Genomic DNA, 26,162 nt, shown 5'->3' on the forward strand with positions numbered 1-26,162 from the left:
GCGACGCCACCAGGCGCCGATCCGCATCCCGCCGCCGCGCCGCCCTGTTCCGGGCCGACGCACGATCAGGAATCGCCGCATGCTCACGCGCTTCACCCCGATGCTCTGCGCCCTGTGCTGCGCGATCGCGCTGGGCGGTTGCGACCGGGTGGACAAGGCCGTGAATTACGCATCGCGTCCGCCGGCCCAACCGGAACGGGCGCCACAGCGGCAACGGCTCCGTCCCGGGCAGTCGGCCGTCGTCGAGGTGCCGTTCGATCCCGATCACATCGGTCCCAAGGGCTTGGCCGCGCTCGAACTGGGCGTGCGCGAAGGCTTTCTGCGCCGTGCCGAACAACGCGACGCCGATGCCTGGCTGGCCGCGCGCAAAGAGCCCAAAGCCCCGCCATCGCTGCGCGATACCTACGTCGTGCTCAAGGCGTACCGGCTCCCGCCCGGCCTGATCGGCAACGGTAAGGACATGGCTTATTTCTATGTTCCCCGCGATGTGCCGGCGCCGAGCGGGAACAACCCGCTGACGCCTGTTTACGACTCCAACACCGGCTATTGCGCCGGCCAGTTGTGCGACTTCGTCGAATGACTCCCCTTACTTTTAACCCGTTGGACATGCCGCAATGACCCAAGACCTTTCGCACCGCGTCCGCCCGCCCCGCTCCGCCGCGCTGCTGGCGCTCGCCCTCGCCGCCGCGCTCGCAGGGCCCGCCGCGGCGGCCGCGCCCGAGCCGCTGACCACCGTGTCCGAGCGCAGCGGCTTCGTCAAAACCGGGCGCTATCAGGAAGTGATCGAACTGTGCGCGCAGTTCGCCCAGCGCTATCCCGACGCGGTGCGTTGCGAAGACTTCGGCACCACGCCCGAAGGCCGGCCGATGAAGGTGTTGGTCGTGAGCCGCGCCGGCGCGTTCACGCCGCAACAGGCGCAGGCCAGGAAATTGCCGGTGCTGCTGGTCCAGGGGGGCATCCATTCGGGCGAAATCGACGGCAAGGACGCCGGCTTCCTGGCCCTGCGCCAAGTGCTCGACGGCGAAGCCGCGCCCGGCGCGCTGGACCATCAAGTGCTGCTGTTCGTACCGGTGTTCAACATCGACGGCCACGAGCGCTTCGGCCGCTGGAACCGTCCCAATCAGCGCGGCCCGGAGGAAATGGGCTGGCGCACCACGGCGCAGAACTACAACCTCAATCGCGATTACCTCAAGGCCGACGCGCCCGAAATGCAGGCCATGCTCAAGCTGGTCGAGCGCTGGGATCCGCTGGCCTACATCGACCTGCACGTCACCGACGGCGCCAAGTTCGAGCACGACGTGTCGATCCAGGTCGAACCGGCGCACGCCGGCGACGAGGCCTTGCGCGAATGGGGTACCTCGCTGCGCGACGATACGATCAAGTACCTGAGCCAGCGAGGCTCGCTGCCGCTGCCGTACTACCCGTCCTTCGTAGAATCCGACAATCCCGCTTCGGGTTTCGAGGACGGCGTGCCGCCGCCGCGTTTTTCGCACGGCTATTTCTACCTGCGCAACCGTCTGGCCATGCTGGTGGAAACCCACTCGTGGAAAGACTATCCGACGCGGGTGAAGATCACCCACAACATCATCGTCAGCCTGATCGGCTGGATGTCCGGCAACGGCGCCGAACTGCGCCAGACCGCCCTGCAAGCCGATCAGCGCGCCAAGGCGCTGGGCGGACAGAAGGTCGCGCTGGACTACAAGGCCAGCGACAAGACCCGCACCGTCGCTTTCCGCGGCTATGCCTACACGCGCACGCCGTCGGACGTGTCCGGCGCGCTGATGACCCGCTACGACGAGACCAAGCCGGAAATCTGGAACATCCCGCTGAAGTACGACATCCAGCCCGGCCGCCAGGTGCTCGCGCCGCGCGGCGGCTATCTGGTGCCGGCCGCGCAGGCGGCGTGGGTCGCGGCCAAGCTCGATCAACACGGCGTGAGCTATCGCCGCCTCGACAGCGCGCTCAAGCAGGCCGAGGTGGAAACCTTCCGCGCCGACAAGGCCGAGTTCGCCGCGCAATCGGTCGAAGGCCGTCAGCGCACCACGCTGAGCGGCGACTGGAAGGCCGAGACGCAGGATCTGGTCGCCGGCGCGCTGTTCGTGCCGATCGCCCAGCCCAAGGCGCGGCTGGCGATCGCGATCCTGGAACCGCTGGCGCCCGATTCGCTGGCGGCCTGGGGCGAGTTCAACAACGCCTTCGAGCGCAAGGAGTACATGGAGGATTACGTCGCCGAGGACGTTGCGCGCGAAATGCTCAAGGACCCCAAGGTCAAGGCCGAATTCGAAGCCAAGCTGCAAAGCGATGCGGCCTTCGCCAAGAGCCCGCAGGCGCGCCTGGATTTCTTCTATCGCCGCCACTCGGCCTGGGATACGCGCTACAACCAGTACCCGGTGCTGCGCACGCAGTCGGTGCCGCGCTGATCAACCGCCATAACCGCTGAACCGATGCGAAGGCGCGGAGCTCAGGCTCCGCGCTTTTTTGTCCGCGCCCATGAGCGGAACGCTTACGCCCCGACCCGGCGTGACCCGCGCGGATCGACCCACGCGCTATCCTGCCAGCATCAATCCCCCGCCGAGATCCCGCATGCGTTCGCGAACCGCGCTGCTACCGGCCCTGACCGTCGCGCTGCTGGCGGCCTGCTCCGGAAAACCCGCGCCGCCGCCCGACACCGCGAAACCCCGCGCCGCGCCGGCCAAGCCCGCGCCGGCCCTGCGCGCGATCGGCACCGAACCGGGCTGGCTGGCCGAGGTCGATGCCGGCCCGAAACCGAAGATGCGGCTGCAGCTCGACTACGGCCTGCGCAAGATGGAACTGTCCATCGTCATCGAGAACGAACACAAGGACGGTTACGTGGGCGTCACCGACGACGGCACCATGATCGGGCTGATCTACAAGCGCGAGCAGTGCAGCGACGGCATGAGCGATCGCGTCTACGCCGCCAGCGCCGCGTTGTGGGACGGCCACAAGATGTACCAGGGCTGCGCCGAGGTCGCTTCGCCATGAACCGCAACGAATTTCTACCCGACACCGCCCAACGGCGGCCGCGAAGCGCGATCCGGGCCGCCATGGCGCTGATCGCGGCGATGCTTGCGACGGCCGCTTCGAGCGAAGAAATGCCTCGATCGCCGGACGCCATCGCCGCCGTCCCGGTCTGCGTGCTTACCCTCAATCTGTGGCACGACAAAGGCGACTGGCCCAAGCGCCGCGCGATGATCGTGGACGAAATCCGGCGCCTGAACCCGAATCTGATCGCGCTGCAGGAAGTGCTGCAACGTCCGGGCCTGCGCAATCAGGCCGAAGACCTCGCGCAAGCCACCGGTTACAAGGTGCGATTCGTCTCGGTGGACGCGGACGATGCCGAGCGCCGCTACGGCAACGCGATCTTGTACAAGATCCCGGGCTCGGCGCAGGACATGCGCAAGCTGGAACCCTTGAACGACTACCGCACCGCCGCGCACGCGCAGGCGACCTTCGACGCCATGCACAACGGCGCGGATTTCTACGCCACCCACCTGCACAACGAGCGCGAGGGCGGCGCGATCCGCCGCCGCCAGATCGCCAGCCTGCTGGACTTCATCGACGACAGCCAGCACACCGGCAACGTCATCGTCGCCGGCGACTTCAACAGCGACGCCGATTCACCCGAACTCAAGGCCCTGGCTTCGCGTTATCGCGACGCCTACGCCCAGGCCCATCCCGACAGCGCTGCCGATCCGGCGCGCAGCACCACCCTCAACCCGGCCTATCTGCCCGCGCAGCGCATCGATCACGTGTTCTACGACCCGAAACGTTTCGAGCTGATCGAGGCGCGCATCGTCCTGAACCAGCCGCGCGACGGCGTCTGGGCGTCGGATCACTTCGGTCTGTTCGTGCGCTTGCGCCCCACCCGTCCGCTGGAATCGCGCCGGCGTCATTGAACTGACATGTGCCGCTCCTAGCGTGGTCGGTTTCCCCCGACCCGCAGGAGCCCCGCATGATCCGCACCGCCCTGACCACGCTGCTGCTGGCTTGCGCCATGCCCGCCATGGCCGCGCCGCCGAGCGCCGCACGCTGGTCGCTGACCAACCTCGTCGAAACCCCGGCCACCACCCGCGACGCCGTGCGCCTGCCTCCGGGCACGCCCGACCAGGCCAACCTCAACCGCTTCGGTTTCTATTCCGACCTGAGCTACAACCGCCGCGACGGCTACTGGTACGCCCTGTCCGACCGCGGCCCGGGCGGCGGCGTGATCGACTACGCCACGCGCCTGCAGCGTCTGCGCATTCCCTACGACCGCCGCAGCGGCCGCATCGGCCAGCCGGTGGTCGATAAGACCATCTTGTTCCACACCGCGCGCGGCGAGAGCTTCAACGGGCTCAATCCGCAGCTGCTCAATGGCGATGCATCCAAGCTGGGCCTGAGCTTCGATCCGGAAGGTCTGGCGATCGGCCGCAACGGCCACTTCTTCATCGCCGACGAATACGGCCCGAGCGTGTACGAGTTCTCGCCGAACGGCCGCTTCCTGCGCGCCTTCGCCACGCCCGCCAACCTGCTGCCGCGCAACGCACAGGGCGGTTTGGATTACGTCGGCGACCGCAAGCTGGTGATCAACGGCCGCCAGGACAATCGCGGCTTCGAAGGCCTCAGCTTCAACGCCTCCGGCGACAAACTGTATGCGGTCATGCAGGACCCGCTGACTCAGGAAGGCTCCAACAACGACGGCCGCCGCAGCCGCAACGTGCGCATCGTCGAGTTCGATCTGCGCAGCGGCCGTTCGCGCGCCCAGTACGTCTACCGGCTGGAGCCGATCGCGGATTTGAACGCGATCGATCCGTCGACGGCGGACGATTTCAGCGCCACGAACCAGGGCCGCAGCATCGGCCTGAGCGCGATCCATGCGTTGAGCGACAGCGAATTCCTGGTGTTGGAGCGCGACAACCGCGGCCTGGGCGTGGAAGTCACCGCCGCGCCCTTGCACAAGCGCGTCTATCGCATTTCGCTGCGCGGTGCGAGCAACGTCGCCGAACGTTCGCTGGCCGGCAGCGACGACCTGCCCGCCGACGTGCGCGCGGTCGGCAAGGCGCCTGAGCTCGACATCCTGGCCGCGTTGCGCGACGCCGGCGCGCGCGACATCCCGGAGAAGCTCGAAGGCCTGGCGATCGGCCCGCGCCTGCGCGGCGGCAAGCATCTGGTGTTGATCGGCAGCGACAACGATTACAGCGTCACTCAGACCGGGGCTGGCGAGCAGTTCGAAGTCTGCATCAATCGCGCCAGTGGTGAGCGTGCACAGGTGGCGTTGGATGGCGATTGCCCGGCCGGCATGAGCCGGATTCCGGGTACGTTGATTGGGTTTGCGGTGGATTTTCGGCGCTGAGAGGTGCGGCTTGGGGTGATGCGCGGCAACCCGGACGCCTCGCCCCCTGCCCCCGCTTCGCTTCCCCCCTTTGAAAAAGGGGGGCCAGGAGGGATTTGCTGTTGCTGTTGCTGTTCGTGCCCCATAGGCAAAAGCAAATCCCCCCTGCCCCCCTTTTTCAAAGGGGGGAACAGCACGGGTTATTTTTCAAAAGGAAGGGGCGGCTCGGGCTAATTATTCAAGGGGAAAACGGCGCGAACTACTTCGCCATATATTTCCAATTCCGGCTCTTCCCTTCCGCCATCCACTCCACCGCCTGGGCAAGACGCGGCTGGCGCGTCTGTTCGCGCTTGGCCTCTTCGATCCACTCCACATACTCGCGCTGCTGGCTCGGCGGAAACCCCTCGTACGTCGCCCTCGCCTTCGTATTGCGCTTCAACGCGGCGGCCAGATCGTCCGGCACCACCACCGGCGGCTTGGCCTGCGCGGTCTTGCCCGGCGAACGCGTTACTCCAGCTTCGATCAAGGCCATCGCCTGCTTCACCTGCCGGCCCAGTTCGCGCGCGCCGGGCAGATCGCCGACGGCGGTCAGCCGCCCGAACTGGCCCATCGCTTCGCCGCTGCGGGATCGATCGGCATCGGCGATGTTCGGCGCCTGCCAGAAGCCCAGGGTGGCGTGCTGCTTGAACGCGGCCATGCCGCACAGGATCTTGCCGCGATAGACGAAGCTCGGCATTCCCCACTTGATCGACTCTTCCACCTGCGGACAGGCCTTGTGCACGAGCGCGCGCACGTGTTCGAGAATCGGCTGGGCGAAGGCCGCGGAGGCGGCGATGTAGGTGCCGATGCGCGGATCGTGCGACGTCGGCGGCGCGGTTTTCATCTTCGCCTTGGCCGCAGGGGCTTTCTTCGGCGCGGCGCTCGCGGATTTCGCGTTCATGGGTTTGTTCGCAGCGGCCGCCGGCTTAGGCGACACGGTCTTCGTCGCGGTTTTCTTCGCTACCGATTTCTTCGCAGCCGTCTTGGTCGAAGCGGCTTTCGCCGGTGCCGCCTTCGTGGCGCCCGCCTTTGCCGCCCGCGCCGATGCCGATTTTCGCTGTGCCATGGCCGCCTCCCGCGCTGAGGATGGCCTAGTGTGCGCCGCTCAATCCGCCAGCGGCCATTGCCCCAGCACCGTGTAGGCGTTGCGCGAGCCCAGTTGGCTGTGGATCAGGGCGAAGTCGCTCACGCGCCAGGCGATGGGCCCGATCGCGATCGGCGGATGCAAGGGCGCGGCGGCGTCGCGGACGATGGTCACGTGCGGGGTCAGGCTGTGCCCGCCCTCCACCCGCACCCCGCGCTTGGCCAGCGCCACGCCGAGGCGGTCGAACAAGGTCTGCAGGCCTTCGGGGGTGCGTTCGCATCCCAGCCACCACGGGATCGAGCGGTTGCGGAAGCTGCCGGCGCGGTCCAGCGGCAGATCGAATGCGGCCGCGACGATGTCGGCGGCGGCCTGTTGCGCGGCGGCGGCGCGGCCGGCCTGGAACTGGTGGGCGTCGCCGAGGAATTGCAGGGTCAGGTGGTAGCGATGCGCGCCGATCAGGCGGCCGCCGGCGTCGTGCTGCGCGCGCACTTCGGCGGCGACGGCGGCCATGCGCTCGCGCGTGGCTTCATCGGGCAGCAGGGCGAAGAACAGGCGATGGATGTCGGCTGTGGGTGGCGGCTCTGCGCCGAATAGGGAGTTCTGTTGCATGTGGGCAGTTTACTCGGGGCCTGTACCGGTGCGCGGCGATCTGAGCCGAAAGCATCGGGGCTGAAGCTGCCTCCCACAAAAGACTTCGGGGCTTCAGTGGCGACCATTGCTCACAACGGCGACCACCGCTCACGACGGTCTGTCGTGAGCGGTGGTCGGATCTGCTGCGATCTAACGCCATGGCCATGCCTCTGCCATCGCCTCGGCACGATCGCGATCTCGCTTCAACCGCGCATCGCACTCACGACTTCGGCTTGGCCGCCGCATCGCCCGCGGCCGCCGGCGGCGTTTCCGCCTCGCGCTTTCGCGTGTCTTCGATCAGCACATCGCGCGCGGCCTTGCGCACGGCGAGCGGGTCGGATTTGTGCAGGTCGCTGTCGGCCGGCAAGCCCATCTTGGCGACGATGTCGATGATCACCTGCTTGTTGGCGTAGGGATGCGGATGATCGGGTTCGTCGTCGCGGCTGCGGTAGAACTTGTCCAGCAAGGCCATGTGGGTCTTGTCGGACTTGAACAGCTCGGTCAGCTTGGCGCGGTATTCCAGCACCCACGGTTTCATGTCGGGCCAGCGCTTGAGATCGGCGAAGTGCTGGGCTTCGTGGCCGAGGAAGCTGGCCTGGAAGTCTTCGCCGGTCAGGTCGCCATAGGCCGAATGCACGGCGTACAGGCCTTCGGGCTTGACCCATCCGCCGGTGCCGGTGCGCTCGCAGGCGGTGTAACGGCTCCAGCCGCGGCTGACCCAATCGTCCATCAGGAACACGCGCACCGGTTGCTTCTCGCCGCTGGGCAGATCGACGGTGTAGTCCTTTTCCTCCTGCTTGCCCCACACCAGCAAGTCGTACAGCGGCGGCGTGCGGCCCTGCAAGGCGTGCATGCCGCGCTTGCCGAGCTCGGCGCTGAGACGGTCGGTCAACGCTTCGAACGCTTCCTCGCCCTCGGCCGGCGGCTTCTCGCCGATCAGGGCGGCGAGCTTGGCCTTGAGCTGCTTTTCCTCGGCCGGCCGCGTGGCCGGATCGCGCGTGGCCTGCCACCAGTAGCGCTGGTACACCTCCAGCACTTGCCGGGCCAGCGGATCGGCCGGCGCGTCGGTCATCGGCGGCGGAGTCTTGCGTTCGTGGCGCTCGAACATGCAAGTGCGAAAACGCGCGTCCTTCTCGTTGAATTGATCGACCGGCGCGGTCTTCAACGCAGCCAGCGCGGTCGGCACGTCGGCGCGCAAGGTCGCGCCGATCGCGTCGCTGACGGCCTTGGCGGCCAGCGGGCCGCTGTCGGGCTGCTTGGGCATGTCGGCGGCGTGGCCGATCGCGCAGGCGATCAGCAGCGGCAGCAGGGCCGCGGCCGGCAGCAGGGAGGCTTTCTTCACAGATGCATGCATGGGGGAAGCTCCGTATACGCGATGGCGCGTTGGAGCCATTAGGCCGCGACGGCCAGGTCCCGGTCTTGTACGTACTTGATCTGTTGCCGCAGCCGCATCGGCGTGCAACCGGCGTGGGCGACGACGATGCGGTGCAGATGGCTCTGATCGGCGAATCCGGCGGCGGCGGCGACTTCGGCCAGCGGCAGCGAGCCGCCGAGCATTCCCAGCGCGCGGCGCCAGCGCGCTTCGCGCCGCAGCGCCCGCGGCGACATGCCGTAGCTGCGGCTCAGCGCGCGGCTGGCGTGTTCGGCCGAGACGCCGAGCCGGCGCGCGATCAGGGCGATGTCGTCGTCGCTTTCGTCCATGCCGCGCAGCAGTTCGCTCTGCCAGTCCGGCAGCTCGACCGCGGCTTGCGGCGTGGCGCAGGCCAGCAGATCCGGCAGCCGCTGCGGACAACGCTGGAACACCTCCAGCGCCTCGCGCAGGTCGTGCACTTGCCATGCGCTGGCGGCGGTCTGGATCAATTGCCCGGGCGGCGGTTCGGGCAGTTCGATATTGATCGCGCTGGCGCCGCTGCGGCCGAAGCGGTCGCCGTGGGCGTGATACGGCGGATGCAGGATCAAGGTTCCCGGCCGGCACGGCAGCGGGCCGTCGAGGCTGGTTTCGGTGTAGTCGCCGTCCAGCACCAGCGCCGCGTAGGCCTCGCGATGGCGATGCGTCGCCAGCGTCGCGCCGCGATCGTGACGGGTGCGATAGGCGCCGGCTGGATTCACCGATGCGCGTCCTTGGCCGCGTCGCCGGGCTTGCGCAGGTAATCGGCCAGGCCGCCCAGCTGCAGGCCCTGCACTTTGTCGATCACCGGCACGAACTTGCTCAGATCGTCGGGGCTGTAACCGCCGGCGCGGTAGTACAGGACGATGCGGGTGCCGCCGTCCTTGGCCGCGCTGAGGCGGAATTCCATCGCCCCGCTCAGGCCCATGCCCTGCAGCGGGCCCAGGCCGCCGAGCAGGCGCAGGGTCTTGCCCGGATCGACGAAGCTCACGGTCATGTGCAGGGCCTGCTGCTTGCCGTCGCGGCCGATCTCACAGAAGCAGCCGCCGGCGCGCGGATCGATCGACAAGGTCGAAGCCGCGCCCCACCAGGTGTGATCCTTCGGCCACCAGCGATCGACATCGCCGACCAGGGCTTTCCAGACCGTGGCCGGATCGGCGGCGACGGTCTGTTCGTTCTCGATGGTGAAGCCGTTGGCGGTCACGTCCTTGACCGCGGCGCCGGCGCTGCCGGCGGCCAGCGCCAGGCCGAGGGCGGCGATGATACCGATGGTGATCGATCCGATGGTGGTGCGCATCGCTCTGCTCCCCTCGCCGGCCTTCGGCATTGTTGAAGGGATTAGGGACTGGCCGGATGGTCCGGCGCAATGGACGGAAGTTGGGGTGAGCGGATGCGCTTGCGAGCCAAAGGCTCGCGCATCCGCGAACGCCAGGGCGACCAGCCCTGGCCGGGGTCGCTAATCAATCGGGAGCGAAGCCACCTGACTTCAGAACACCGCGTCGTCGCCAGAACGATTTACCGCGATGGAGCCAAAGGCTCCCGCATCCGCGAACGCCAGGGCGACCAGCCCTGGCCGGGGTCGCTAATCAATCGGGAGCGAAGCCACCTGACTTCAGAACACCGCGTCGTCGCCAGAACGATTTACCGCGATGGAGCCACAGGCTCGCGCATCCGCGAATGCCAGGGCGCTATGCGCCCTGGCCGGGTGGCAAAAGAGCGATGTCGCGATGAAGCCGCATCCCCGCCTACGCGGGGATGACGGCTTGAAGACCCGCAGCGCCAAACAGGCGCCGTCTGCTCAAGCATCCAACTCCGCCCACCGCGCATACGCCGCTTCCAGCTCAAGCTGCGTCTGCACCAGGCTGGCGTTATGCGCATTGATCGCCGCGCTGTCGCGCTGATAGAACGCGGGCTCGTTCATCTGCGCGGTCAGCTCGGCCACGCGCGCCTCCAGTTGCTCGATCCGCGCCGGCATCTGTTCGAGTTCGCGCGCGTCCTTGTAGCTGAGCTTGCGCTTGACCGCGGGCGCGGCCGCTTCCGGCGACACCTTGGCCGCGGTCACGGCCTTGGCCGAGTCCTTGGCCGTCGCCTTGGCGGCGGCGGCATAACCGGCCGGGCGCTGGCGCTGCCAGTCGCTGTAGCCGCCGACGTATTCGCCGACCTGGCCGTCGCCTTCCATGACCAGGGTCGAGGTGACCACGTTGTCGAGGAAGTCGCGGTCGTGGCTGACCAGCAGCAGCGTGCCCGGGTAGTCGCCCAGCAGTTCTTCCAGCAACTCCAGCGTTTCCACGTCCAGGTCGTTGGTCGGTTCGTCCATCACCAGCAGGTTGGACGGCTGCGCGAACAGCTTGGCCAGCAGCAGGCGGTTGCGCTCGCCGCCGGACAGGCGGGTGATCGGCGCGCGCGCGCGTTCGGGCGTGAACAGGAAATCCTGCAGATAGCCGATCACGTGCTTGCTCTTGCCGCCGACTTCGACGAACTCGCGGCCCTCGGCGACGTTTTCCAGCGCGTTCCAGTCCTCGCGAAGCGTCGCGCGGTACTGGTCGAAATAGGCGATCTGCAGCTTGCTGCCTTCGCGCACTTCGCCGCTCTTGGCCTGCAGGTCGCCCAGCAGGATCTTCAGCAGCGTGGTCTTGCCGCTGCCGTTGGGACCGATCAGACCGATGCGGTCGCCGCGGAACACGGTGGTGGACAGATCGCGCAGCAGCGGCTTGCCGCCGTAATCGAAGGACACGTTCTTGGCCTCGATCACCTTGCGGCCGGAGGCTTCCGACTGGGCCAGGTCCATGCGCACGTTGCCGACCGTGTCGCGGCGCGCCTGGCGCTCGTTGCGCATGGCCTTGAGCCGGCGCACGCGGCCTTCGTCGCGGGTGCGGCGGGCCTTGATGCCCTGGCGGATCCACACCTCTTCCTGCGCCAGCAACTTGTCGAAGCGGGCGTTTTCCTGCGCTTCGGCGTTCAGGCGTTCTTCGCGACGGCGCTCGTAGTTGGCCCAATCGCCGGGCCAGCTGGTGACCTGGCCGCGGTCGATCTCGACGATGCGGGTGGCCAGCGCGCGCAGGAAGCGGCGGTCGTGGGTCACGAACAGCAGCGCGCCCTGCCAGGACTTGAGGAATTGTTCGAGCCAGTCGATGGCTTCGATGTCGAGGTGGTTGGTCGGTTCGTCCAGCAGCAGCAGGTCCGGCGCCGACACCAGCGCGCGCGCCAGCAGCACGCGCCGCTTCATGCCGCCGGACAGGCCGGAGAATTCCGCTTCGCCGTCCAGGTCCAGGCGGGTCAGGGTTTCGGTGACGCGCTGGTCCAGTCCCCAGCCTTGCGCGGCCTCGATCTTGGTCTGGACTTCGGCGAGCTTGTCGGCGTCGTAGTGATCGCCGTGGGTGAGATGGTGGTATTCGGCCAGCCAGTGGCCCAGATCGCCCAGGCCGTCGGCGACCACGTCGAACACGGTGCCGCTGGCGCCGGGCGGGACTTCCTGTTCGAGGCGGGCGATGCGGGTGCTGCCTTCGCGGCGGATCTCGCCGTCGTCGGCCTGGATTTCTCCGGCCAGCAGTTTCATGAGCGTGGACTTGCCCGCGCCGTTGCGACCGATCAGGGCGATGCGTTCGCCCGGCTCGATGGCCAATTCGACGTTTTCGAGCAGGAGCGGGCCGCCGACGCTGTAGTCGACGTTCTGGACGGTGATCAAAGGCATCCGCCCATGGTATCAGGCGCTGCCGCTTCAGCGTTGGGCCGGATTCAAGCGGGCACGCCTGAAGCCGGCCCAGCCGGGCCGAGCCGGCAGCGGCGACTTAAACCGGATTCACCGAAACGCAAATCTGGCTTTGAAACCACACTTCAAATTCGGCGCCGGCAATCGCCCAAAAACCCGACTCCAGGCCATGATCGAAGCTGCCGAAACGTTTCGGCAGCCCGATGTAGAACTCGACCTCGGTCAGCGGCAATCCCTTCAACAAGGCATCGAGCATCGTTTCGTCGATCGCCTGCCCGTTGTTCATCCTGTCGAGCAACGCCGCCGCCTGGCGATTGGCGTGTTCGACACTCGCCTTGAACTGCGCAAGCGGGCCTGCGTAGTCCTCAACCTCTACGTATCTGTTGAGACAGCCGAAACAAATGACGGTCGCGCCTTGCGCAGGCACGGAGCAATCCCGCAAGGGAAATCCGCATAAAAAACACGTCCGAACCCCGGACTGGGCCGTTATTTCATATAAATCGATATCGAAACCACGAATATCCTGCGCGCCCCGGACTTTCTCGATCCGGTCGGCCAGAGACTCGAAATCGACGGTTCTGTTTTTCAGCACGCCCTGCCCTGCCTGTTGAATCCACGGTCCGACACGGACCCGCCCGGCGGCAGATTACCCGCAGCGGCGACAGGCGAGGATAACCTTCCGCTTACACGGCGGCCCGGGCAGGCGCATACTCGGCGCAGGCGCCCGGCATCCGCCGCGCCGCGCCGCCATCCAGCGAGGAAAACGTCATGAGCAAGGGCCTAGACCGCAAGAAGGAAAGCAAGAAGAAACCGGCCAAGACCATGAAGGAAAAGCGCGCCGAGAAGAACGAAAAGAAGACCACCAAGGGCTTCGCCCCGGTCTGAAGCGGTACTCGTACCCGCCCGACGGGCCCGCAAGCGGCCTGATGGGTTGAGGCGGTGGCAGCGGCGCCCGCGGCCACCGCACGCGCCGCGCGACCGCCCAGGTCGGCGCCGGCCGCCGCAAACGGCCTGGGCCTGCGCTTAAGAGCCCATTGCGCACAGACGGGCCGGCATCGGCCTCACCCTTGAGTCCGCTGGCCTCAGGAACTGCACGACAGCATCGAACACCCCGCCTTCACCCGCGCCCAATCCGGCCGCTTGGCCGCGAAGGCTTCGCGTCCGGGCTGATCCTCAAAGGGCCGGCGCATCACCTCGAGCAGTTCGCGCACCCCGTCCGGATCGCCCTGCTCGGCGCGATCGATCGCCTGCTGGGCCAGGTAGTTGCGCAACACATAACGCGGATTGGCGGCGTTCATGCGCGCGACGCGCTCGGACGCGGGCATCGCGTCGGCGCGCGCACGTTCGGCGTAACGCGCCAGCCACGCACGCAAGGCCGCCTCGCCTTCGTCGCGTTTTTCCGCGTCGTACCAGGCATCGGCGAACACCTGCGTGTCGGCGATGTCGCTGGCGACATCGACCTTCGCCAGCGCGCGGAAGAAAATGGTCATGTCGGCCTCGTGCCGCTGCAGCCAGTCGCGCAACTCCTGCATCAGCACGACATCGCTCTCGCCGCATTCGCGCAGGCCCAGCTTGCGCGCGATGCTGTCGCCCTCGGCGGCGTTGTAGGTATCGACATAACGGCGCAAGCCGTCCTGCAGGACTTCGACCGGAATCAGCACCGACAGCGCGCCGGCCAGCCGGCTCAGATTCCAGTACGCGACCTGCGGCTGCTGGCCGTAGCGGTAACGGCGGCGGCCGGCGTCGGTGGTGTTCGGGGTCCAGTCCGGATCGTAGTTGTCGATCCAGCCGTAGGGGCCGTAATCGATGGTGAGGCCCAGAATCGACAGATTGTCGGTATTCATCACCCCGTGCACGAAGCCCACCCGCATCCAGTGCGCCATCAGCACGGCGGTGCGTTCGCACACTTGCGCGAACCACTGCGCGTACAGGTCCCCGCCCGCGCCGGACAGCTCGGGGAAGTCGCGGCGAATGCAGAAATCCAGCAGTTTCTGCAGCACCTCGTTGTCGCCGCGCGAGGCCGGCAGTTCGAAGTTGCCGAAGCGGATGAACGACGGCGCGACCCGGCAGACGATCGCGCCGGGTTCGGCCTGCGGATGGCCGTCGTAGAACATGTCGCGGACCACCGCATCGCCGGTGCCGACCAGACTCAAGGCGCGCGTGGTCGGCACGCCGAGGTGATGCATGGCCTCGCTGCACAGGAATTCGCGAATCGACGAGCGCAGCACCGCGCGGCCGTCGGCGCTGCGCGAGTACGGCGTCGGCCCGGCGCCCTTGAGCTGCAGTTCCCAGCGCTCGCCGGCGGCGTTGATGGTTTCGCCGAGCGAAATCGCGCGGCCGTCGCCGAGCTGCCCGGCCCAATGGCCGAACTGATGGCCGCCGTAATTGGCCGCGTACGGCTGCATACCGTCGAGCAAGGCGTTGCCGCCGAACACCGCCGCGAACTCGGCGCTGGCGACGTCGGCCTCGCTGAAACCCAGGGTCGCGGCCATTTCCGCCGAATGCGCCAGCAGCACCGGCGCGGCCACCGGCGTGGGTTCCACGCGCGAATACAGCGCACCGTGCACCTGACGCACGTCGGGCCCGGTCTCCGGATCGCCCGGCAGATCGCGGACGAAGGCATTGTCGAAACGCAGTGCGTGCATGAAAACCCAGGACTTCGCCGCGACGGCCGGCGTTACCGCTTCAGATGGTGCCGCCCGGCGCGAACCCAAGCGCCGGCGCTCAGCTCAGCAGCGAATACGGCCCGCCCTTTTCCACCGCGCGCTGATAGGCCGAACGCGCGCGGATGCGTTCGACGAAGGCCTGCGTGTGCGGGCGCTTGCCGCCGGCGCGCGCGGCCGCGGCTTCCACCGGGAAACTCATCTGGATATCCGCCGCGGTGAAACGCTCGCCGGCGAACCATGGCCGCTGGCCCAGCTCGCTTTCGATATAACCCAGGTGCAGCGCCAACTGCGGGCCGACGAAGGACGACATGGCCTTGTCGGCGATACCGCGCGCGATCGGCTTGGCGAAGAACGGCATCGGCGCGGTCTTCAGGCGCGCGAACACCAGACTCATCAGCAACGGCGGCATCGCCGAGCCCTCGGCGTAATGCAGCCAGTAGCGATAGCGCCTGCGCTCCTCGCTCTCCAGCGGATGCGGCGGCGGCGAGAGCTGATGCTGGCTGTCGTAGCGCTCGGTCAAGGTTTCGATGATCGCGGCCGATTCGGCCAGCACCTGGCCGTCGAGCTCGACCACCGGCGATTTGCCCAGCGGATGGATCGCGCGCAACTCCGGCGGCGCCAGCATGGTCTTGGGATCGCGCTGATAGCGGACGATCTCGTACGGAAGCTGCAGTTCTTCCAACAGCCACAGCACGCGCTGGGAACGGGAGTTGTTGAGGTGATGGACCTTGATCATGGGCGCGATGCGGCCAGCGGGAAGGTGCGGGCATGGTACGGGATGGGCGCGGACGGCAATGTGGGCGCCGTCGCCGCGCCGGCCCGCTCAGGCTTTGGCCGCGGCGATGCGCGCGCTCGCCGCGACCGCGACCAGGGCCGCGCCGAGCACCAGGAACGCCAGCGGCAGGCTGCTGATCTTCGCGATCCAGCCGATCCCGGCGGGCCCGGCGAGAATGCCGGCGTAACCCAGCGTGCTGATCGCCGACACCGCCGCGCCGGCCGGCATCGCTTTCTGATTGCCGGCGGCGGTGAACAGGATCGGCACGATGTTCGAGCAACCCAGCCCGACCAAGGCGAAGCCGAGCAAGGTCGTTCCCGCCCAGGGCAGCAGCGCCGCCAGCAGGAAACCGGCCGCCGCGCAGGCGCCGCCCAGCGCCAGCACCGGACGCGGGCCGAACCGCTGCACGATGCGGTCGCCGTTGAAGCGGCCGACGGTCATCGCCAAAGCGAATACCGCGTAGCCGATACCGGCCACGCTCGGCGCGACGCCGCGTCCGGACACCAGCAGCAGCGCGCTCCAGTCCAGCATCGCGCCTTCGGCCAGAAACACGATGAAGCACAGCGCGCCGATCAGGATCACCACACCGTGCGGCAACACGAACATCGAGCCGCCGTGGCCGTCGTCGCCGTAGCGCAACAGGCCGCGGCCGCCGAGCAGCATCAGCAGCGCCAACAGCACCGCAACGCTCAAGGCCGCCACCAGCGGCGTCGCCTGCAGCCACAGCATGATGCTGACCAGACCTGCCCCGGCGATGCCGCCGACGCTGAAGAAGCCGTGGAATCCGGACATCAACGGGCGCCCGCTGGCCTTTTCCACGATCACCGCCTGGATGTTGATGGCGACATCGATGGTGCCGATGGCCGCGCCGAACACGAACAGGCTCAGCGCCATCGCCGGCACCGTGGAGAACTGCGCGAGCAGCGGCAAGCTCGCGCAGACCACCGCGCTGGCCAGCAGGATCACCCGCCGGCAGCCGTAGCGCGCGGCGATCGCGCCGGTCAGCGGCATGGTCATCAACGAACCGGCGCCCAGCGCGAGCAGCAACAGGCCGAGCGTGCCCTCGTCCACCCCGGTGCGCGCTTTCGCATACGGCACCAGCGGCGCCCAGGCCGCCATCGCCAGACCGGCGATGAAGAAGGCGATGCGGGTGGAGAGGCGTTCGCTTGCGCCGATGGGGGCGGTGGCCGCGCGCGCGCTGGCGACGGAAGCAACCGCGGCCGCGGGGGAATCGGATTCGCTCATGAGTGTTTCGGACTCCGGTGCTTGGGTTGAATCAAGAGAAGGCTGGGTGGAGAGTTCGACTCGGCGGAACGAAAGGCATCGGGGCTGAAGCCCCTCCCACAAAAGACCTCGCGGCGTCGCGGGATGCTTGTGAGTGGGTGTTCGGACTCCGGTGCTTGGGTTTAATCAAGGGAAGGCTGGGGGAGAGTTCGACTCGGCGGAACGAAAGGCGTCGGGGCTGAAGCCCCTCCCACAAAAGACCTCGCGGCGTCGCGGGATGCTTGTGAGTGGATGTTCGGACTCCGGTGCTTGGGTTGAATCAAGAGAAGGCTGGGTGGAGAGTTCGACTCGGCGGAACGAAAGGTATCGGGGCTGAAGCCCCTCCCACAAAAGACTTCGCAGCGTCGCGCGATGCGTGTGAGTGGGTGTTTCGTGCTCTGGTACTGATTGAATCAAGCGAAGTCGGATAGAGAGCTCGACTCAGCGAGGTCTTTTGTGGGAGGGGCTTCAGCCCCGATGCCTTTCGATCCGCCATCACGCATCCGCCCGCACCACGCGAACACCCAGCCGCGCGAAGGCCTTGGCCTGCGCCGCATCGCCGCCGTGTTCGATCACCAAGGCGTGCAGACCATCGGCCGCCACCACCGCATACGGCGCGGCGGTGCCTAGCTTTTCGTCGGTGACCACCGCCACCACGGCGCGGCTGGCCGCGGCGACCGCCAGCTTGAACTGCGCGTCCTCGTAACCCAGCGCGCTGACGCCGGCCTCGGCGTCCGCGCCGCAGACGCCGACGAAGTACAGATCGCTGCGGATCGCCTCGGCATCGCGGATCGCGCCGCTGCCCAGGCTGGCGCCGATGCGCGGATCGACCCGGCCGCCGATCACGATCAGTTCCAGGTCCTCGCGCTGGGCGATCAACGCGGCGATGGCCGGCGCGTTGGTCACCACGGTCAATCCGTAGCCGCGCGGAAGCGCCTGGGCGATGGCGGTGTTGGTCGAACCGGCGTCGAGAAACAGCACCTGCCCGCGTTCGACCAGGCCGGCCGCCGCGCGCGCCAGCGCCGCCTTGCGCGCCGGCGCCTGGGTCTGGCGCAGCGCGATCGGGCCGTTGTCCGGCGCCAGCGGCAGCGCGCCGCCGTAGACACGACGGCATTGCCCGGCCGCGGCCATCTCGCGCAGGTCGCGGCGGATGGTGTCGTGGGACACCTCCAACTCGCGCGCCAGATCGACCGCGATCACCCGGCCCTGGGCGAGCAGACGGTCGAGGATCAGGCGGTGGCGTTGCTGGGGCAGCAGTTCTTCGGCCGACATTCGGAAACCAATCGTTAATGATTTGACTCAATTGTGCACAAACGTGCAAACCCCACAAGCACCGGATTCCGGACCCGGCCCAACCGACCGATCCGGCACAGCGCGATCGGCGCGGGAAGGACTGGTCATGGCCGCGATGGCGATCGAAACGGCGAATCGAGCCGTCAGCGCAGCAGGCAATCGCGCATCCCGGCCCCGGTCGGCCGCGCAAAACGCTCGCCGCCCCACCCCATCGCCGGCAAAAACCCCTGCTTTTCCCGCCTTTCCAAGATTGGCTTCGCTTAAGAGCCTTCGCTCCACGTACATGCGAGTAAACTGGTCGGTCTTCCCGACCGGCCTCGCCGGCGCTGCTGGAGCCTCGTCATGAGCGCCGACTTGCCCAATACCCCCTCCGATTCCCCCGCCGAATCCCCGGCTTCGCCGAAATTCACCGATCTGGCCCTGTCCGCGCCGCTGCTGCGCGCGCTGGCCGACGTCGGCTATGAATCGCCTTCGCCGATCCAGGCCGCGACCATCCCGCCGCTGCTGGAAGGCCGCGACGTGCTCGGCCAGGCCCAGACCGGCACCGGCAAGACCGCCGCGTTCGCCCTGCCGATCCTGGCCCAGATCGATCCCAAGCAGTTCAAGCCGCAGGCGCTGGTGCTGGCGCCGACGCGCGAACTGGCGATCCAGGTCGCCGAGGCGTTCCAGAAGTACGCCGTGCACCTGCCCGGTTTCCACGTCCTGCCGATCTACGGCGGCCAGAGCTACTACCCGCAGCTGCAGGCGCTCAAGCGCGGCGTGCACGTGGTCGTCGGCACGCCGGGCCGGGTGATCGATCACCTCGACCGCGGCACCCTGGACCTGTCCGAGCTGCGTTGCCTGGTGCTGGACGAAGCCGACGAAATGCTGCGCATGGGCTTCATCGACGATGTCGAGAACGTCCTCAAGAAGACGCCGGAAACGCGTCAGGTCGCGTTGTTCTCCGCGACCATGCCTTCGCAGATCAAGCGCATCGCTCAGACCTATCTGAAGAGCCCGGTCGAGATCGCGATCAAATCGACCACCACCACCGCGGCCAACATCCGCCAGCGCTACTGGTCGGTCAGCGGCGTGCACAAGCTCGATGCGCTGACCCGCATCCTGGAAGCCGAATCCTTCGACGCGATGATCGTGTTCTCGCGCACCAAGCTCGGCACCGAGGAGCTGGCCGAGAAGCTGTCGGCCAGGGGCATTTCGGCCGCGGCCATCAACGGCGACGTGCAGCAGGCGCAGCGCGAGAAGACCATCCAGAACCTCAAGGACGGCAAGATCGACGTGCTGGTCGCCACCGACGTGGCCGCGCGCGGTCTCGACGTGGACCGCATCAGCCACGTGCTGAACTACGACATTCCCTACGACACCGAAAGCTACGTCCACCGCATCGGCCGCACCGGCCGCGCCGGGCGCAAGGGCGAGGCGATCTTGTTCGTCACTCCGCGCGAGCGCGGCATGCTGCGCGCGATCGAGCGCGCCACGCGCCAGCCGATCGAGCCGATGGAGCTGCCGAGCGTGGAGACGGTCAACGAGCAGCGCGTCTCGCGCTTCCTCGGCCGCATCAGCGACGCGCTGGAAAGCAGCGACCTGGGCCTGTTCCGCGACATGGTCGAGCGCTACGAGCGCGAGCGCAACGTGCCGGCGGTGGAAATCGCCGCGGCGCTGGCCAAGCTGGTGCAGGGCGACAATCCGCTGCTGCTGACCCCGCCGCCGGCGGTGCCGCGCTATGCGCGCGAAGAACGCGACAATCCGCGCGAACACCGCGGCCAGGCCACGCGCAAGTTCGTCGAGCGCGACAACGCTTCCAACTCCGGCGCCCATCGCCAGGAATACCGTCAGGATTCGCGTCCGGATTCGCGCCGCGCCGAAGCGCCGCGTCCGCCGCGCGATCACGAGCGTTCCGCGCCGGCGCCGCGTCACGAAGAACGCCAGTACACGCCGCCGGCCGCGCACCGCCCGGTGGTCAACAACGCCGAGTCGTTCTTCGACGACGAAGCGCCGTCGCCGCGCGCCGAACGCAGCGAGCGTTCGCACGATCGCGGCGCGCCGCGCGAGGCCGAAGTCGGCATGGAGACCTTCCGCATCGAGGTCGGCCACAGCCACGGCGTGCAGCCGGGCAACATCGTCGGCGCCATCGCCAACGAGGCCGATCTGGAAAGCCGCTACATCGGCCGCATCGACATCCGCGACGACTACACCCTGGTCGATCTGCCCGAGGGCATGCCGCGCGAGTTGATGGAGCATCTGAAAAAGGTGCGCGTGTCCGGGCACCCGCTGCGCATCCAGCGCGCCACACCGGGCGACACCGAGGGCGGCCGTTCGCCGCGTCCGGGCGGCGGTCCTGGCCGTGGTCCGGGCGGCCCCGGCGGCCCGCGTCCGGGTGGCCCGCGTCCGCACAGCGGCGCGCCGCGCCCCGGTGGTCCGCGTCCGCCGCATGGCGGGCCCAAGAAATCGTTCAAGCCGCGTACGCCTCGCTAAATCACGCAGCTCGCGAATCCCCTTCTCCCGCTTGCGGGAGAAGGTGGCCCGAAGAGCCTGCCCCCGCGAAGACGGGGGGCCGGATGAGGGCATGCGAAATGTGGGCAACGCCGTAGTTGCGGATGCGCGCGCCCTCACCCCAGCCCTCTCTCGCAAGCGGGAGAGGGAGCGATACGCGGCGACTGGCAAGGGACGACTCTCCACATCCGCACTACAAGTCATAAGCCACTTGTCGCTAACCGCACCCGCGGTTTGGCATAGTCGCAGGCGTAACCCGCAACGCCGCCGCTCATGTCCCGCATCCTGGTCTTCCAACACGTCGCCGCCGAACCGCTGGGTACGCTGGATCCGCTGATCCGTCGGCGCGGCCATCGCATCCGCTTCACCAACTTCGACCGCGATCCCGAGGCGCAGCCCAACGTCGATCGCTATCGCGGCCTGATCGTGCTCGGCGGGCCGATGAACGTCGAAGACCAGGCCACGCGCACGCACCTGAAGACCGAGCTGCTGGCGATCGAACGCATGCTCGAACAAGGCAAGCCCGTGCTCGGCATCTGCCTGGGCGCGCAGTTGCTCGCGCACGTGCTCGGCGCTCCGGTGCGCAGGCACCATCAGCCCGAAATCGGCTGGTACCGGCTGCAGCCGACCGCGGCCTGCGCCGCCGATCCGGTGCTGGCGCCGCTGGCGCAGGCCGCGCCGGTGTTCCAGTGGCACCGCTACAGCTTCGAAGTCCCGCAGGGCGCGCAGCATCTGGCCCGCACCGATACCTGCGAGCAACAGGCCTTCCGCTGGGGCGACAACGCCTACGGCTTCCAGTTCCATCTGGAGATGGACGTGCCGCTGATCGAGCGCTGGCTGGCCAATCCTGTGTATCGCCAGGAACTGGCCGAACTCGGTCACGACACCAGCGAAGCGGCGATCCGCGCGCAGACCGTCGAGCACATCCAGGCCATGCAGATCCGCGCGGACGCGGTGTTCAACAATTTCCTCGACCTGATCGGCCGGCCGCAACGCAAGTTCACCCTGCCCTCGCGCGAATTTGTCTGAGCCACGCGCAATCCGGGCCTTGGCCGGCTACAGACTCAATCCGCTTTCGAAGCATCGCTCGCTGCCGTCGATCGGATCGACGAAGGCCAGCTCGCGCGCCAACAGCTTCAACGGCCGCGAAAAATCGTCTTCGGCCTGCTCGGCCAGCGGATAGAAGCGATCGTTGAGGATCGGCGCGCCCAGCCCGGCCATGTGCACGCGCAGTTGGTGCTTGCGGCCGCTGACCGGTTCCAGCGCGTAACGCCAGACCTGCGCGCCGCGTTCGATCACATCGATGCGGGTTTCGCTGTTGGCCTCGCCCTCGGCTTCGCGCATCAGGAAGAACGGCTCGCCCGCGACCACGCGCGTGCGCCGCAACAGCGGGAACTGCCATTGCGCAAGCGGCGGCGCCAAGGCCTCATAGCGCTTGCGAATGCGCCGCTCGCGGAACAGCGACTGATAGGCATCGCGCGTGGCCGGATCGCGCGAGAACAGCACCACGCCGGCGGTGCCGCGGTCGAGCCGGTGCAAGGGCGCCAGATCGGCCTCGCCGTAGCGCCGCTGCAATCGCCCCAGCAGGGTTTCGGCGACGAAACCGCCGGCCGGGATCACCGGCAGGAAATGCGGTTTGTCGGCCACCAACAGGCGTTCGTCGCGATACAGCACGCGCTCTTCGAACGGAATGACCGGTTCGTGTTCGACTTCGCGGAAATAGCGGATCTCCATGCCGACGCGGTAAGCATCGTCGGCCGCCAGCGCATGGCCCTGCGCATCGAGCACGCGGCCGCGGGCGAAACGCTCGCGCCAGACCTCACGGCCGATCGCCGGAAACCGTGCGCACAAGCCGTCGAGCAGGCTCGCCCACGGCCCGGGAGGCAGTTGCAGGCGGCTGGGCGCGCTGGCGGCGGAGGCATCGTGACGGGGCATGCGCGCATCTTCGCCGATCGCGGGCGCAAACCGGATGCGCGGGCGGGCGAAAGCCGAGTCCGCGCGGCATTTGCGCTGTTTTGCGCGCGCGGCCCGGGCCGTCTGGTCCCCAAATCGGGCGCCGGGCCCGCCGGAAGCTTAGAATGCGCGCTGTTTTCCAGCAGGCATGCCCCATGGCGCCCAACGCCACCATCGTCAAGATCGAACTGCAAATCAGCGACATGGACCGGCATTACTACGCCGCCCACGCGCTTACCCTGGCCCAGCATCCGTCCGAGACCCAACAGCGGCTGATGGTGCGCATGCTCGCCTTCGCCTTGAACGCGCACGAGCGGCTGGAGTTCGGCCCTGGGCTGAGCAGCGAGGACGAACCGGACTTGGCATTGCGCGATTACACCGGCGATATCGAGCTGTGGATCGATGTCGGCCAGCCGGACGAGTCGCGCATCCGCAAGGCCTGCGGACGGGCGCGGCAGGTGGTGGTGGTGAATTACGGCGGCAACGCGGCGAACATCTGGTGGGAGAAGAACGTCGCGATCCTGCGCCGGCTGAAGAATCTCACCGTGATCGACATCGACGCCGCCTCGGTGGACGCGATGGCGGCGATGGTCGAGCGCAGCTTCCGCCTGGATTGCCAGATCGCCGACAGCGAAGTCGCGCTCAGCAACGACAAGGCCAGCCTCACCTTCACCCCGACCGTGCGTCAGGGCGCACAAGCGCGAGCGGCCTGAAGTGGCGGAGGTCTACGACGCCGTCATCGTCGGCGGCGGCGCCGCCGGGATGATGTGCGCGCTGACCGCCGGCCGTCGCGGCCGCCGCGTGCTGCTGATCGAACACGCGAACAAGGTCGGCAAGAAAATCCTGATGTCCGGCGGCGGCCGCTGCAATTTCACCAACACCGGCACCACGCCGGGCAATTACCTTTCGGCCAATCCGCACTTCTGCAAATCGGCGCTGGCACGCTATACGCCGTGGGATTTCATCGCGATGGTCGAACGCCATCGCATCGCCTATCACGAAAAAGAACTCGGGCAGTTGTTCTGCGACGAGTCGTCGAAGCTGATCGTGAAGATGCTGGTGGACGAATGCGCGGCCGCGGGCGTGCGCATCGAAACCGGTTGTTCGATCGAACGCATCGCCCACGACGAAGGCGACAGCGGCTTTCGCCTGCACAGCACGCGCGGCAACATCGCCACGACCTCGCTGGTGATCGCAAGCGGCGGCCTGTCGATTCCGAGCATGGGCGCGAGCGGCTTCGGCTATGAACTGGCCCGCCGCTACGGCCACAACGTGCTGCCCTTGCGCGCCGGGCTGGTGCCGTTGACGCTCAGCGGCAAGCACCAGGAGCGTCTGCACGATCTCAGCGGCGTCGCTTTGCCGGTGACCGCCAGTTGCAACGGCATCGACTTCAGCAATCAGATGCTGATCACCCATCGCGGCGTCAGCGGCCCGGCGATCCTGCAGATTTCCTCGTACTGGCAACCCGGCGACGATCTGCGCCTGGACCTGCTGCCCGGCCACGACGCGCTCGACTGGCTGCTGAGCCAGCAGCGCGAACGGCCGGCGGCCGAGCTCAAGACCGTGCTCGGCGAAACCATCGCCAAGCGTTTCGCCCAGCGCCTGTGCGAAGTGTGGCTGAGCAACAAGCCGATGAAGCAGTACAACCTGCCCGAGCTCAAGCAGATCGCCGCGACGCTGTCGTCGTGGCCGCTGATCGCCAGCGGCACCGAGGGTTATCGCACCGCCGAGGTCACCCTGGGCGGCGTGGACACCGACGAAGTGTCGTCCAGCACGATGCAATCCAAGCGCGTGCCCGGGCTGTATTTCATCGGCGAGGTGATCGACGTGACCGGCTGGCTGGGCGGCTACAACTTCCAGTGGGCCTGGGCGTCGGGGCATGCGGCGGGGTTGGCGGTTTAAGACTTGCCTTTGCTGTCGCCTCTCGTTTCTTGCTCGTCATTCCCGCGAACGCGGGCTCCGCTTTACTTCGGCGGAGCCGAATATCCAGCGACTTCAAACGTTCTCGCACGAAAGGCCCTGGATTCCCGCGTTCGCGGGAATGACGGCATTGAAAGATGTCGCGTGCCTGCCTAGAAACCGCGTAAGGCGCAACCACTGAGGAGAAACCGCGAAGAGCGGCCGCCAAGCCGCGCCGGCCGCGCAACCTTCCGCGAATCAGTCCTCCACCACCGCCTCGCCGAACAAATCGTGTTCGTCGCTGCCCATGATCTCCACATCCACGAACTGCCCCACGCGCAGCCCCGCGTCCAGGCCGTTCTGGATCTGCACCAGGCCGTCGATCTCCGGCGCGTCGGCCATCGAGCGCGCGATCGCCAGGTCGCCGTCGATCGCATCGACGATGCAGCGCTGCACACTGCCGATCTTGGCTTCGAGCTTGTTCGCGGAAATCTCCGCCTGACGCTCCATGAAACGCGCCAGGCGCTCTTGCTTGACGTCTTCGTCCACCGGATCGGGAAGATCGTTGGCTTTGGCGCCGTCCACCGGCGAATAAGCGAACGCGCCGACGCGGTCGAGCTGGGCTTGATCGAGGAAATCCAGCAGTTCCTCGAATTCGGCCTCGGTCTCGCCCGGGAAGCCGACGATGAAGGTGCTGCGGATCGCGATGTCCGGCGCGATCGAGCGCCAGCGCTGGATGCGCTCCAGGGTCTTATCGACCGCGCCCGGGCGCTTCATCAGCTTGAGCACGCGCGGGCTGGCGTGCTGGAACGGAATGTCCAGGTACGGCAGCAATTTGCCTTCCGCCATCAGCGGAATGATGTCGTCCACGTGCGGATACGGATACACGTAGTGCAGACGCGTCCAGATGCCCAGTTCGCTCAGGCCTTCGCACATCGCCTTCATCCGCGTCTGGTAACGCTTGCCGCGCCATTCGCGTTCGGCGTACTTGACGTCCACGCCATAGGCCGAGGTGTCCTGCGAGATCACCAGCAGTTCCTTGACCCCGCCCATCGCCAGTTTCTCGGCTTCGCGCAGCACATCGTCCACCGGCCGCGAGACCAGGTCGCCGCGCATCGACGGAATGATGCAGAAGCTGCAGCGGTGATTGCAGCCTTCGGAAATCTTCAGGTACGCGTAATGCTTGGGCGTGAGCTTGACGCCGATGCCGTCGTCGCGCCGCGGCACCAGATCCAGGAACGGATCGTGCTTGGGCGGCAGCGCCGCGTGCACCGCGCTCATCACGCTGCCGTAGTCCTGCGGGCCGCTGATCGACAACACGCCCGGATGCGCTTCGCGGATCAGCTCCGAGCGCTTGCCCAGGCAGCCGGTGACGATGACCTTGCCGTTCTCGGCGATCGCCTCGCCGATCGCGTCCAGCGATTCGGTCACCGCCGAATCGATGAAACCGCAGGTGTTGACCACCACCACGTCGGCATCGTCGTAGGTCTGGACGATGTCGTAGCCCTCCACGCGCAGCTGGGTGAGGATGCGTTCGGAATCGACCAGGGCCTTGGGACAGCCCAGGCTGACGAAACCGACTTTGGGATTGGCTGGCGCGACACTGGCGGAAGACATGCGGGAGAAGACCTGAACGAGAGAA

At 67.4% G+C, this 26,162-nt stretch carries 23 protein-coding genes; 10 read left to right on the forward strand and 13 right to left on the reverse strand.

The window, feature by feature from the left end; all coding sequences use genetic code 11:
* The first annotated feature begins 79 nt into the window (after nucleotides 1-79).
* The 5 genes from LG3211_RS14100 (at nucleotide 80) to LG3211_RS14120 (ending at nucleotide 5,353) form a co-directional block, all read left to right on the forward strand.
* Complete coding sequence (locus LG3211_RS14100; RefSeq protein WP_057943395.1) at nucleotides 80-580, forward strand: hypothetical protein; 501 nt, start codon at nucleotides 80-82, stop codon at nucleotides 578-580.
* A gap of 34 nt (nucleotides 581-614) precedes the next feature.
* The gene (locus LG3211_RS14105) at nucleotides 615-2,420 is read left to right on the forward strand and encodes a M14 family metallopeptidase (RefSeq protein WP_057943396.1); all 1,806 of its coding nucleotides are present in this window, start codon (nucleotides 615-617) and stop codon (nucleotides 2,418-2,420) included.
* Nucleotides 2,421-2,583: 163 nt separating this feature from the next.
* Nucleotides 2,584-3,003 carry a hypothetical protein gene (locus LG3211_RS26450; protein WP_057943397.1) on the forward strand — a complete coding sequence of 140 codons (420 nt, stop codon included), beginning with the start codon at nucleotides 2,584-2,586 and terminating at the stop codon, nucleotides 3,001-3,003.
* A 110-nt stretch (nucleotides 3,004-3,113) separates the two neighbouring features.
* The gene (locus tag LG3211_RS26455) at nucleotides 3,114-3,917 is read left to right on the forward strand and encodes an endonuclease/exonuclease/phosphatase family protein (protein ID WP_187313020.1); all 804 of its coding nucleotides are present in this window, start codon (nucleotides 3,114-3,116) and stop codon (nucleotides 3,915-3,917) included.
* A 56-nt stretch (nucleotides 3,918-3,973) separates the two neighbouring features.
* Nucleotides 3,974-5,353, forward strand: coding sequence for an esterase-like activity of phytase family protein (locus tag LG3211_RS14120; protein ID WP_057943399.1), 1,380 nt, complete (start codon nucleotides 3,974-3,976; stop codon nucleotides 5,351-5,353).
* A gap of 238 nt (nucleotides 5,354-5,591) precedes the next feature.
* On the opposite strand, the gene LG3211_RS14125 is transcribed toward LG3211_RS14120, so the two are convergent.
* Complete coding sequence (locus LG3211_RS14125; RefSeq protein WP_237049762.1) at nucleotides 5,592-6,272, reverse strand: YdeI/OmpD-associated family protein; 681 nt, start codon at nucleotides 6,270-6,272, stop codon at nucleotides 5,592-5,594.
* Here LG3211_RS14125 and LG3211_RS14130 point away from each other — a divergent pair.
* Nucleotides 6,271-6,513, forward strand: coding sequence for a hypothetical protein (locus tag LG3211_RS14130; RefSeq protein ID WP_148648911.1), 243 nt, complete (start codon nucleotides 6,271-6,273; stop codon nucleotides 6,511-6,513). The genes LG3211_RS14125 and LG3211_RS14130 overlap by 2 nt on opposite strands.
* Here LG3211_RS14130 and thpR read toward each other — a convergent pair.
* The 10 genes from thpR to LG3211_RS14180 all read right to left on the reverse strand — a co-directional run bounded on the left by thpR (nucleotide 6,477) and on the right by LG3211_RS14180 (nucleotide 18,157).
* Nucleotides 6,477-7,064: an RNA 2',3'-cyclic phosphodiesterase gene (thpR, locus tag LG3211_RS14135; protein ID WP_057943402.1), complete on the reverse strand. Its 588-nt coding sequence runs from the start codon at nucleotides 7,062-7,064 to the stop codon at nucleotides 6,477-6,479. The two genes, LG3211_RS14130 and thpR, sit on opposite strands and share 37 nt — an antisense overlap.
* Before the next feature lie 241 nt (nucleotides 7,065-7,305).
* Complete coding sequence (locus LG3211_RS14140) at nucleotides 7,306-8,439, reverse strand: hypothetical protein (protein WP_148648912.1); 1,134 nt, start codon at nucleotides 8,437-8,439, stop codon at nucleotides 7,306-7,308.
* 38 nt (nucleotides 8,440-8,477) lie between these two features.
* Nucleotides 8,478-9,194 (reverse strand): AraC family transcriptional regulator, encoded by a 717-nt coding sequence (locus LG3211_RS14145; RefSeq protein WP_057943404.1) that lies wholly within the window; start codon nucleotides 9,192-9,194, stop codon nucleotides 8,478-8,480.
* Nucleotides 9,191-9,769 (reverse strand): SRPBCC family protein, encoded by a 579-nt coding sequence (locus tag LG3211_RS14150; RefSeq protein ID WP_057943405.1) that lies wholly within the window; start codon nucleotides 9,767-9,769, stop codon nucleotides 9,191-9,193. Before LG3211_RS14150 ends, LG3211_RS14145 begins: the two co-directional genes overlap by 4 nt.
* A 501-nt stretch (nucleotides 9,770-10,270) precedes the next feature.
* Nucleotides 10,271-12,163 carry an ATP-binding cassette domain-containing protein gene (locus LG3211_RS14155; protein ID WP_057943406.1) on the reverse strand — a complete coding sequence of 631 codons (1,893 nt, stop codon included), beginning with the start codon at nucleotides 12,161-12,163 and terminating at the stop codon, nucleotides 10,271-10,273.
* A gap of 97 nt (nucleotides 12,164-12,260) precedes the next feature.
* Nucleotides 12,261-12,773 carry a hypothetical protein gene (locus LG3211_RS25750; RefSeq protein ID WP_148648913.1) on the reverse strand — a complete coding sequence of 171 codons (513 nt, stop codon included), beginning with the start codon at nucleotides 12,771-12,773 and terminating at the stop codon, nucleotides 12,261-12,263.
* A gap of 490 nt (nucleotides 12,774-13,263) precedes the next feature.
* Nucleotides 13,264-14,826 carry a protein adenylyltransferase SelO gene (locus tag LG3211_RS14165; RefSeq protein WP_057943408.1) on the reverse strand — a complete coding sequence of 521 codons (1,563 nt, stop codon included), beginning with the start codon at nucleotides 14,824-14,826 and terminating at the stop codon, nucleotides 13,264-13,266.
* Nucleotides 14,827-14,905: 79 nt separating this feature from the next.
* Nucleotides 14,906-15,583, reverse strand: coding sequence for a glutathione S-transferase family protein (locus LG3211_RS14170; protein WP_057943409.1), 678 nt, complete (start codon nucleotides 15,581-15,583; stop codon nucleotides 14,906-14,908).
* An 87-nt stretch (nucleotides 15,584-15,670) separates the two neighbouring features.
* Entirely contained in the window at nucleotides 15,671-16,867 is a 1,197-nt protein-coding gene (locus LG3211_RS14175) for an MFS transporter (protein WP_083512541.1), read from the reverse strand.
* 513 nt (nucleotides 16,868-17,380) lie between these two features.
* On the reverse strand, nucleotides 17,381-18,157 hold the full coding sequence (locus LG3211_RS14180) for a DeoR/GlpR family DNA-binding transcription regulator (RefSeq protein WP_057943410.1): 777 nt from the start codon (nucleotides 18,155-18,157) through the stop codon (nucleotides 17,381-17,383).
* Nucleotides 18,158-18,520: 363 nt separating this feature from the next.
* Between LG3211_RS14180 and LG3211_RS14185 the strand changes: the two genes are divergently transcribed.
* Entirely contained in the window at nucleotides 18,521-20,650 is a 2,130-nt protein-coding gene (locus LG3211_RS14185) for a DEAD/DEAH box helicase (protein WP_057943411.1), read from the forward strand.
* Between the two features lie 291 nt (nucleotides 20,651-20,941).
* Entirely contained in the window at nucleotides 20,942-21,697 is a 756-nt protein-coding gene (locus tag LG3211_RS14190; protein ID WP_057943412.1) for a type 1 glutamine amidotransferase, read from the forward strand.
* Nucleotides 21,698-21,724: 27 nt separating this feature from the next.
* Here the strand turns inward: LG3211_RS14190 and LG3211_RS14195 are convergent, their stop codons facing one another.
* On the reverse strand, nucleotides 21,725-22,603 hold the full coding sequence (locus LG3211_RS14195) for a pseudouridine synthase (RefSeq protein WP_057943413.1): 879 nt from the start codon (nucleotides 22,601-22,603) through the stop codon (nucleotides 21,725-21,727).
* 173 nt (nucleotides 22,604-22,776) lie between these two features.
* Between LG3211_RS14195 and LG3211_RS14200 the strand changes: the two genes are divergently transcribed.
* Both LG3211_RS14200 and LG3211_RS14205 read left to right on the forward strand, forming a co-directional pair.
* Nucleotides 22,777-23,334, forward strand: coding sequence for a YaeQ family protein (locus tag LG3211_RS14200; RefSeq protein WP_057943414.1), 558 nt, complete (start codon nucleotides 22,777-22,779; stop codon nucleotides 23,332-23,334).
* A 49-nt stretch (nucleotides 23,335-23,383) separates the two neighbouring features.
* Complete coding sequence (locus LG3211_RS14205; RefSeq protein ID WP_425479973.1) at nucleotides 23,384-24,523, forward strand: BaiN/RdsA family NAD(P)/FAD-dependent oxidoreductase; 1,140 nt, start codon at nucleotides 23,384-23,386, stop codon at nucleotides 24,521-24,523.
* Between the two features lie 255 nt (nucleotides 24,524-24,778).
* On the opposite strand, the gene rimO is transcribed toward LG3211_RS14205, so the two are convergent.
* A complete protein-coding gene (gene rimO, locus LG3211_RS14210) occupies nucleotides 24,779-26,137 on the reverse strand; it encodes a 30S ribosomal protein S12 methylthiotransferase RimO (RefSeq protein ID WP_057943416.1) in 1,359 nt (452 codons plus the stop codon).
* Nucleotides 26,138-26,162 lie beyond the last annotated feature (25 nt).

This window comes from Lysobacter gummosus (assembly GCF_001442805.1).
GTDB classification, from domain to species: domain Bacteria; phylum Pseudomonadota; class Gammaproteobacteria; order Xanthomonadales; family Xanthomonadaceae; genus Lysobacter; species Lysobacter gummosus.

Bases quoted from the DNA above. Each gene is read 5' to 3' on its own strand.
- thpR (WP_057943402.1), bottom strand. From the start codon at position 7,064: ATGCAACAGAACTCCCTATTCGGCGCAGAGCCGCCACCCACAGCCGAC.
- LG3211_RS26455 (WP_187313020.1), top strand. From the start codon at position 3,114: ATGCCTCGATCGCCGGACGCCATCGCCGCCGTCCCGGTCTGCGTGCTT.
- LG3211_RS14185 (WP_057943411.1), top strand. From the start codon at position 18,521: ATGAGCGCCGACTTGCCCAATACCCCCTCCGATTCCCCCGCCGAATCC.
- LG3211_RS14200 (WP_057943414.1), top strand. From the start codon at position 22,777: ATGGCGCCCAACGCCACCATCGTCAAGATCGAACTGCAAATCAGCGAC.
- LG3211_RS26450 (WP_057943397.1), top strand. From the start codon at position 2,584: ATGCGTTCGCGAACCGCGCTGCTACCGGCCCTGACCGTCGCGCTGCTG.
- LG3211_RS14155 (WP_057943406.1), bottom strand. From the start codon at position 12,163: ATGCCTTTGATCACCGTCCAGAACGTCGACTACAGCGTCGGCGGCCCG.
- LG3211_RS14100 (WP_057943395.1), top strand. From the start codon at position 80: ATGCTCACGCGCTTCACCCCGATGCTCTGCGCCCTGTGCTGCGCGATC.
- LG3211_RS14140 (WP_148648912.1), bottom strand. From the start codon at position 8,439: ATGCATGCATCTGTGAAGAAAGCCTCCCTGCTGCCGGCCGCGGCCCTG.
- LG3211_RS14180 (WP_057943410.1), bottom strand. From the start codon at position 18,157: ATGTCGGCCGAAGAACTGCTGCCCCAGCAACGCCACCGCCTGATCCTC.
- LG3211_RS14105 (WP_057943396.1), top strand. From the start codon at position 615: ATGACCCAAGACCTTTCGCACCGCGTCCGCCCGCCCCGCTCCGCCGCG.
- LG3211_RS14195 (WP_057943413.1), bottom strand. From the start codon at position 22,603: ATGCCCCGTCACGATGCCTCCGCCGCCAGCGCGCCCAGCCGCCTGCAA.
- LG3211_RS14150 (WP_057943405.1), bottom strand. From the start codon at position 9,769: ATGCGCACCACCATCGGATCGATCACCATCGGTATCATCGCCGCCCTC.
- LG3211_RS14125 (WP_237049762.1), bottom strand. From the start codon at position 6,272: ATGAACGCGAAATCCGCGAGCGCCGCGCCGAAGAAAGCCCCTGCGGCC.
- LG3211_RS14170 (WP_057943409.1), bottom strand. From the start codon at position 15,583: ATGATCAAGGTCCATCACCTCAACAACTCCCGTTCCCAGCGCGTGCTG.
- LG3211_RS14120 (WP_057943399.1), top strand. From the start codon at position 3,974: ATGATCCGCACCGCCCTGACCACGCTGCTGCTGGCTTGCGCCATGCCC.
- LG3211_RS14190 (WP_057943412.1), top strand. From the start codon at position 20,942: ATGTCCCGCATCCTGGTCTTCCAACACGTCGCCGCCGAACCGCTGGGT.
- LG3211_RS14130 (WP_148648911.1), top strand. From the start codon at position 6,271: ATGGGTTTGTTCGCAGCGGCCGCCGGCTTAGGCGACACGGTCTTCGTC.
- LG3211_RS14205 (WP_425479973.1), top strand. From the start codon at position 23,384: ATGATGTGCGCGCTGACCGCCGGCCGTCGCGGCCGCCGCGTGCTGCTG.
- LG3211_RS14175 (WP_083512541.1), bottom strand. From the start codon at position 16,867: ATGAGCGAATCCGATTCCCCCGCGGCCGCGGTTGCTTCCGTCGCCAGC.
- rimO (WP_057943416.1), bottom strand. From the start codon at position 26,137: ATGTCTTCCGCCAGTGTCGCGCCAGCCAATCCCAAAGTCGGTTTCGTC.
- LG3211_RS14165 (WP_057943408.1), bottom strand. From the start codon at position 14,826: ATGCACGCACTGCGTTTCGACAATGCCTTCGTCCGCGATCTGCCGGGC.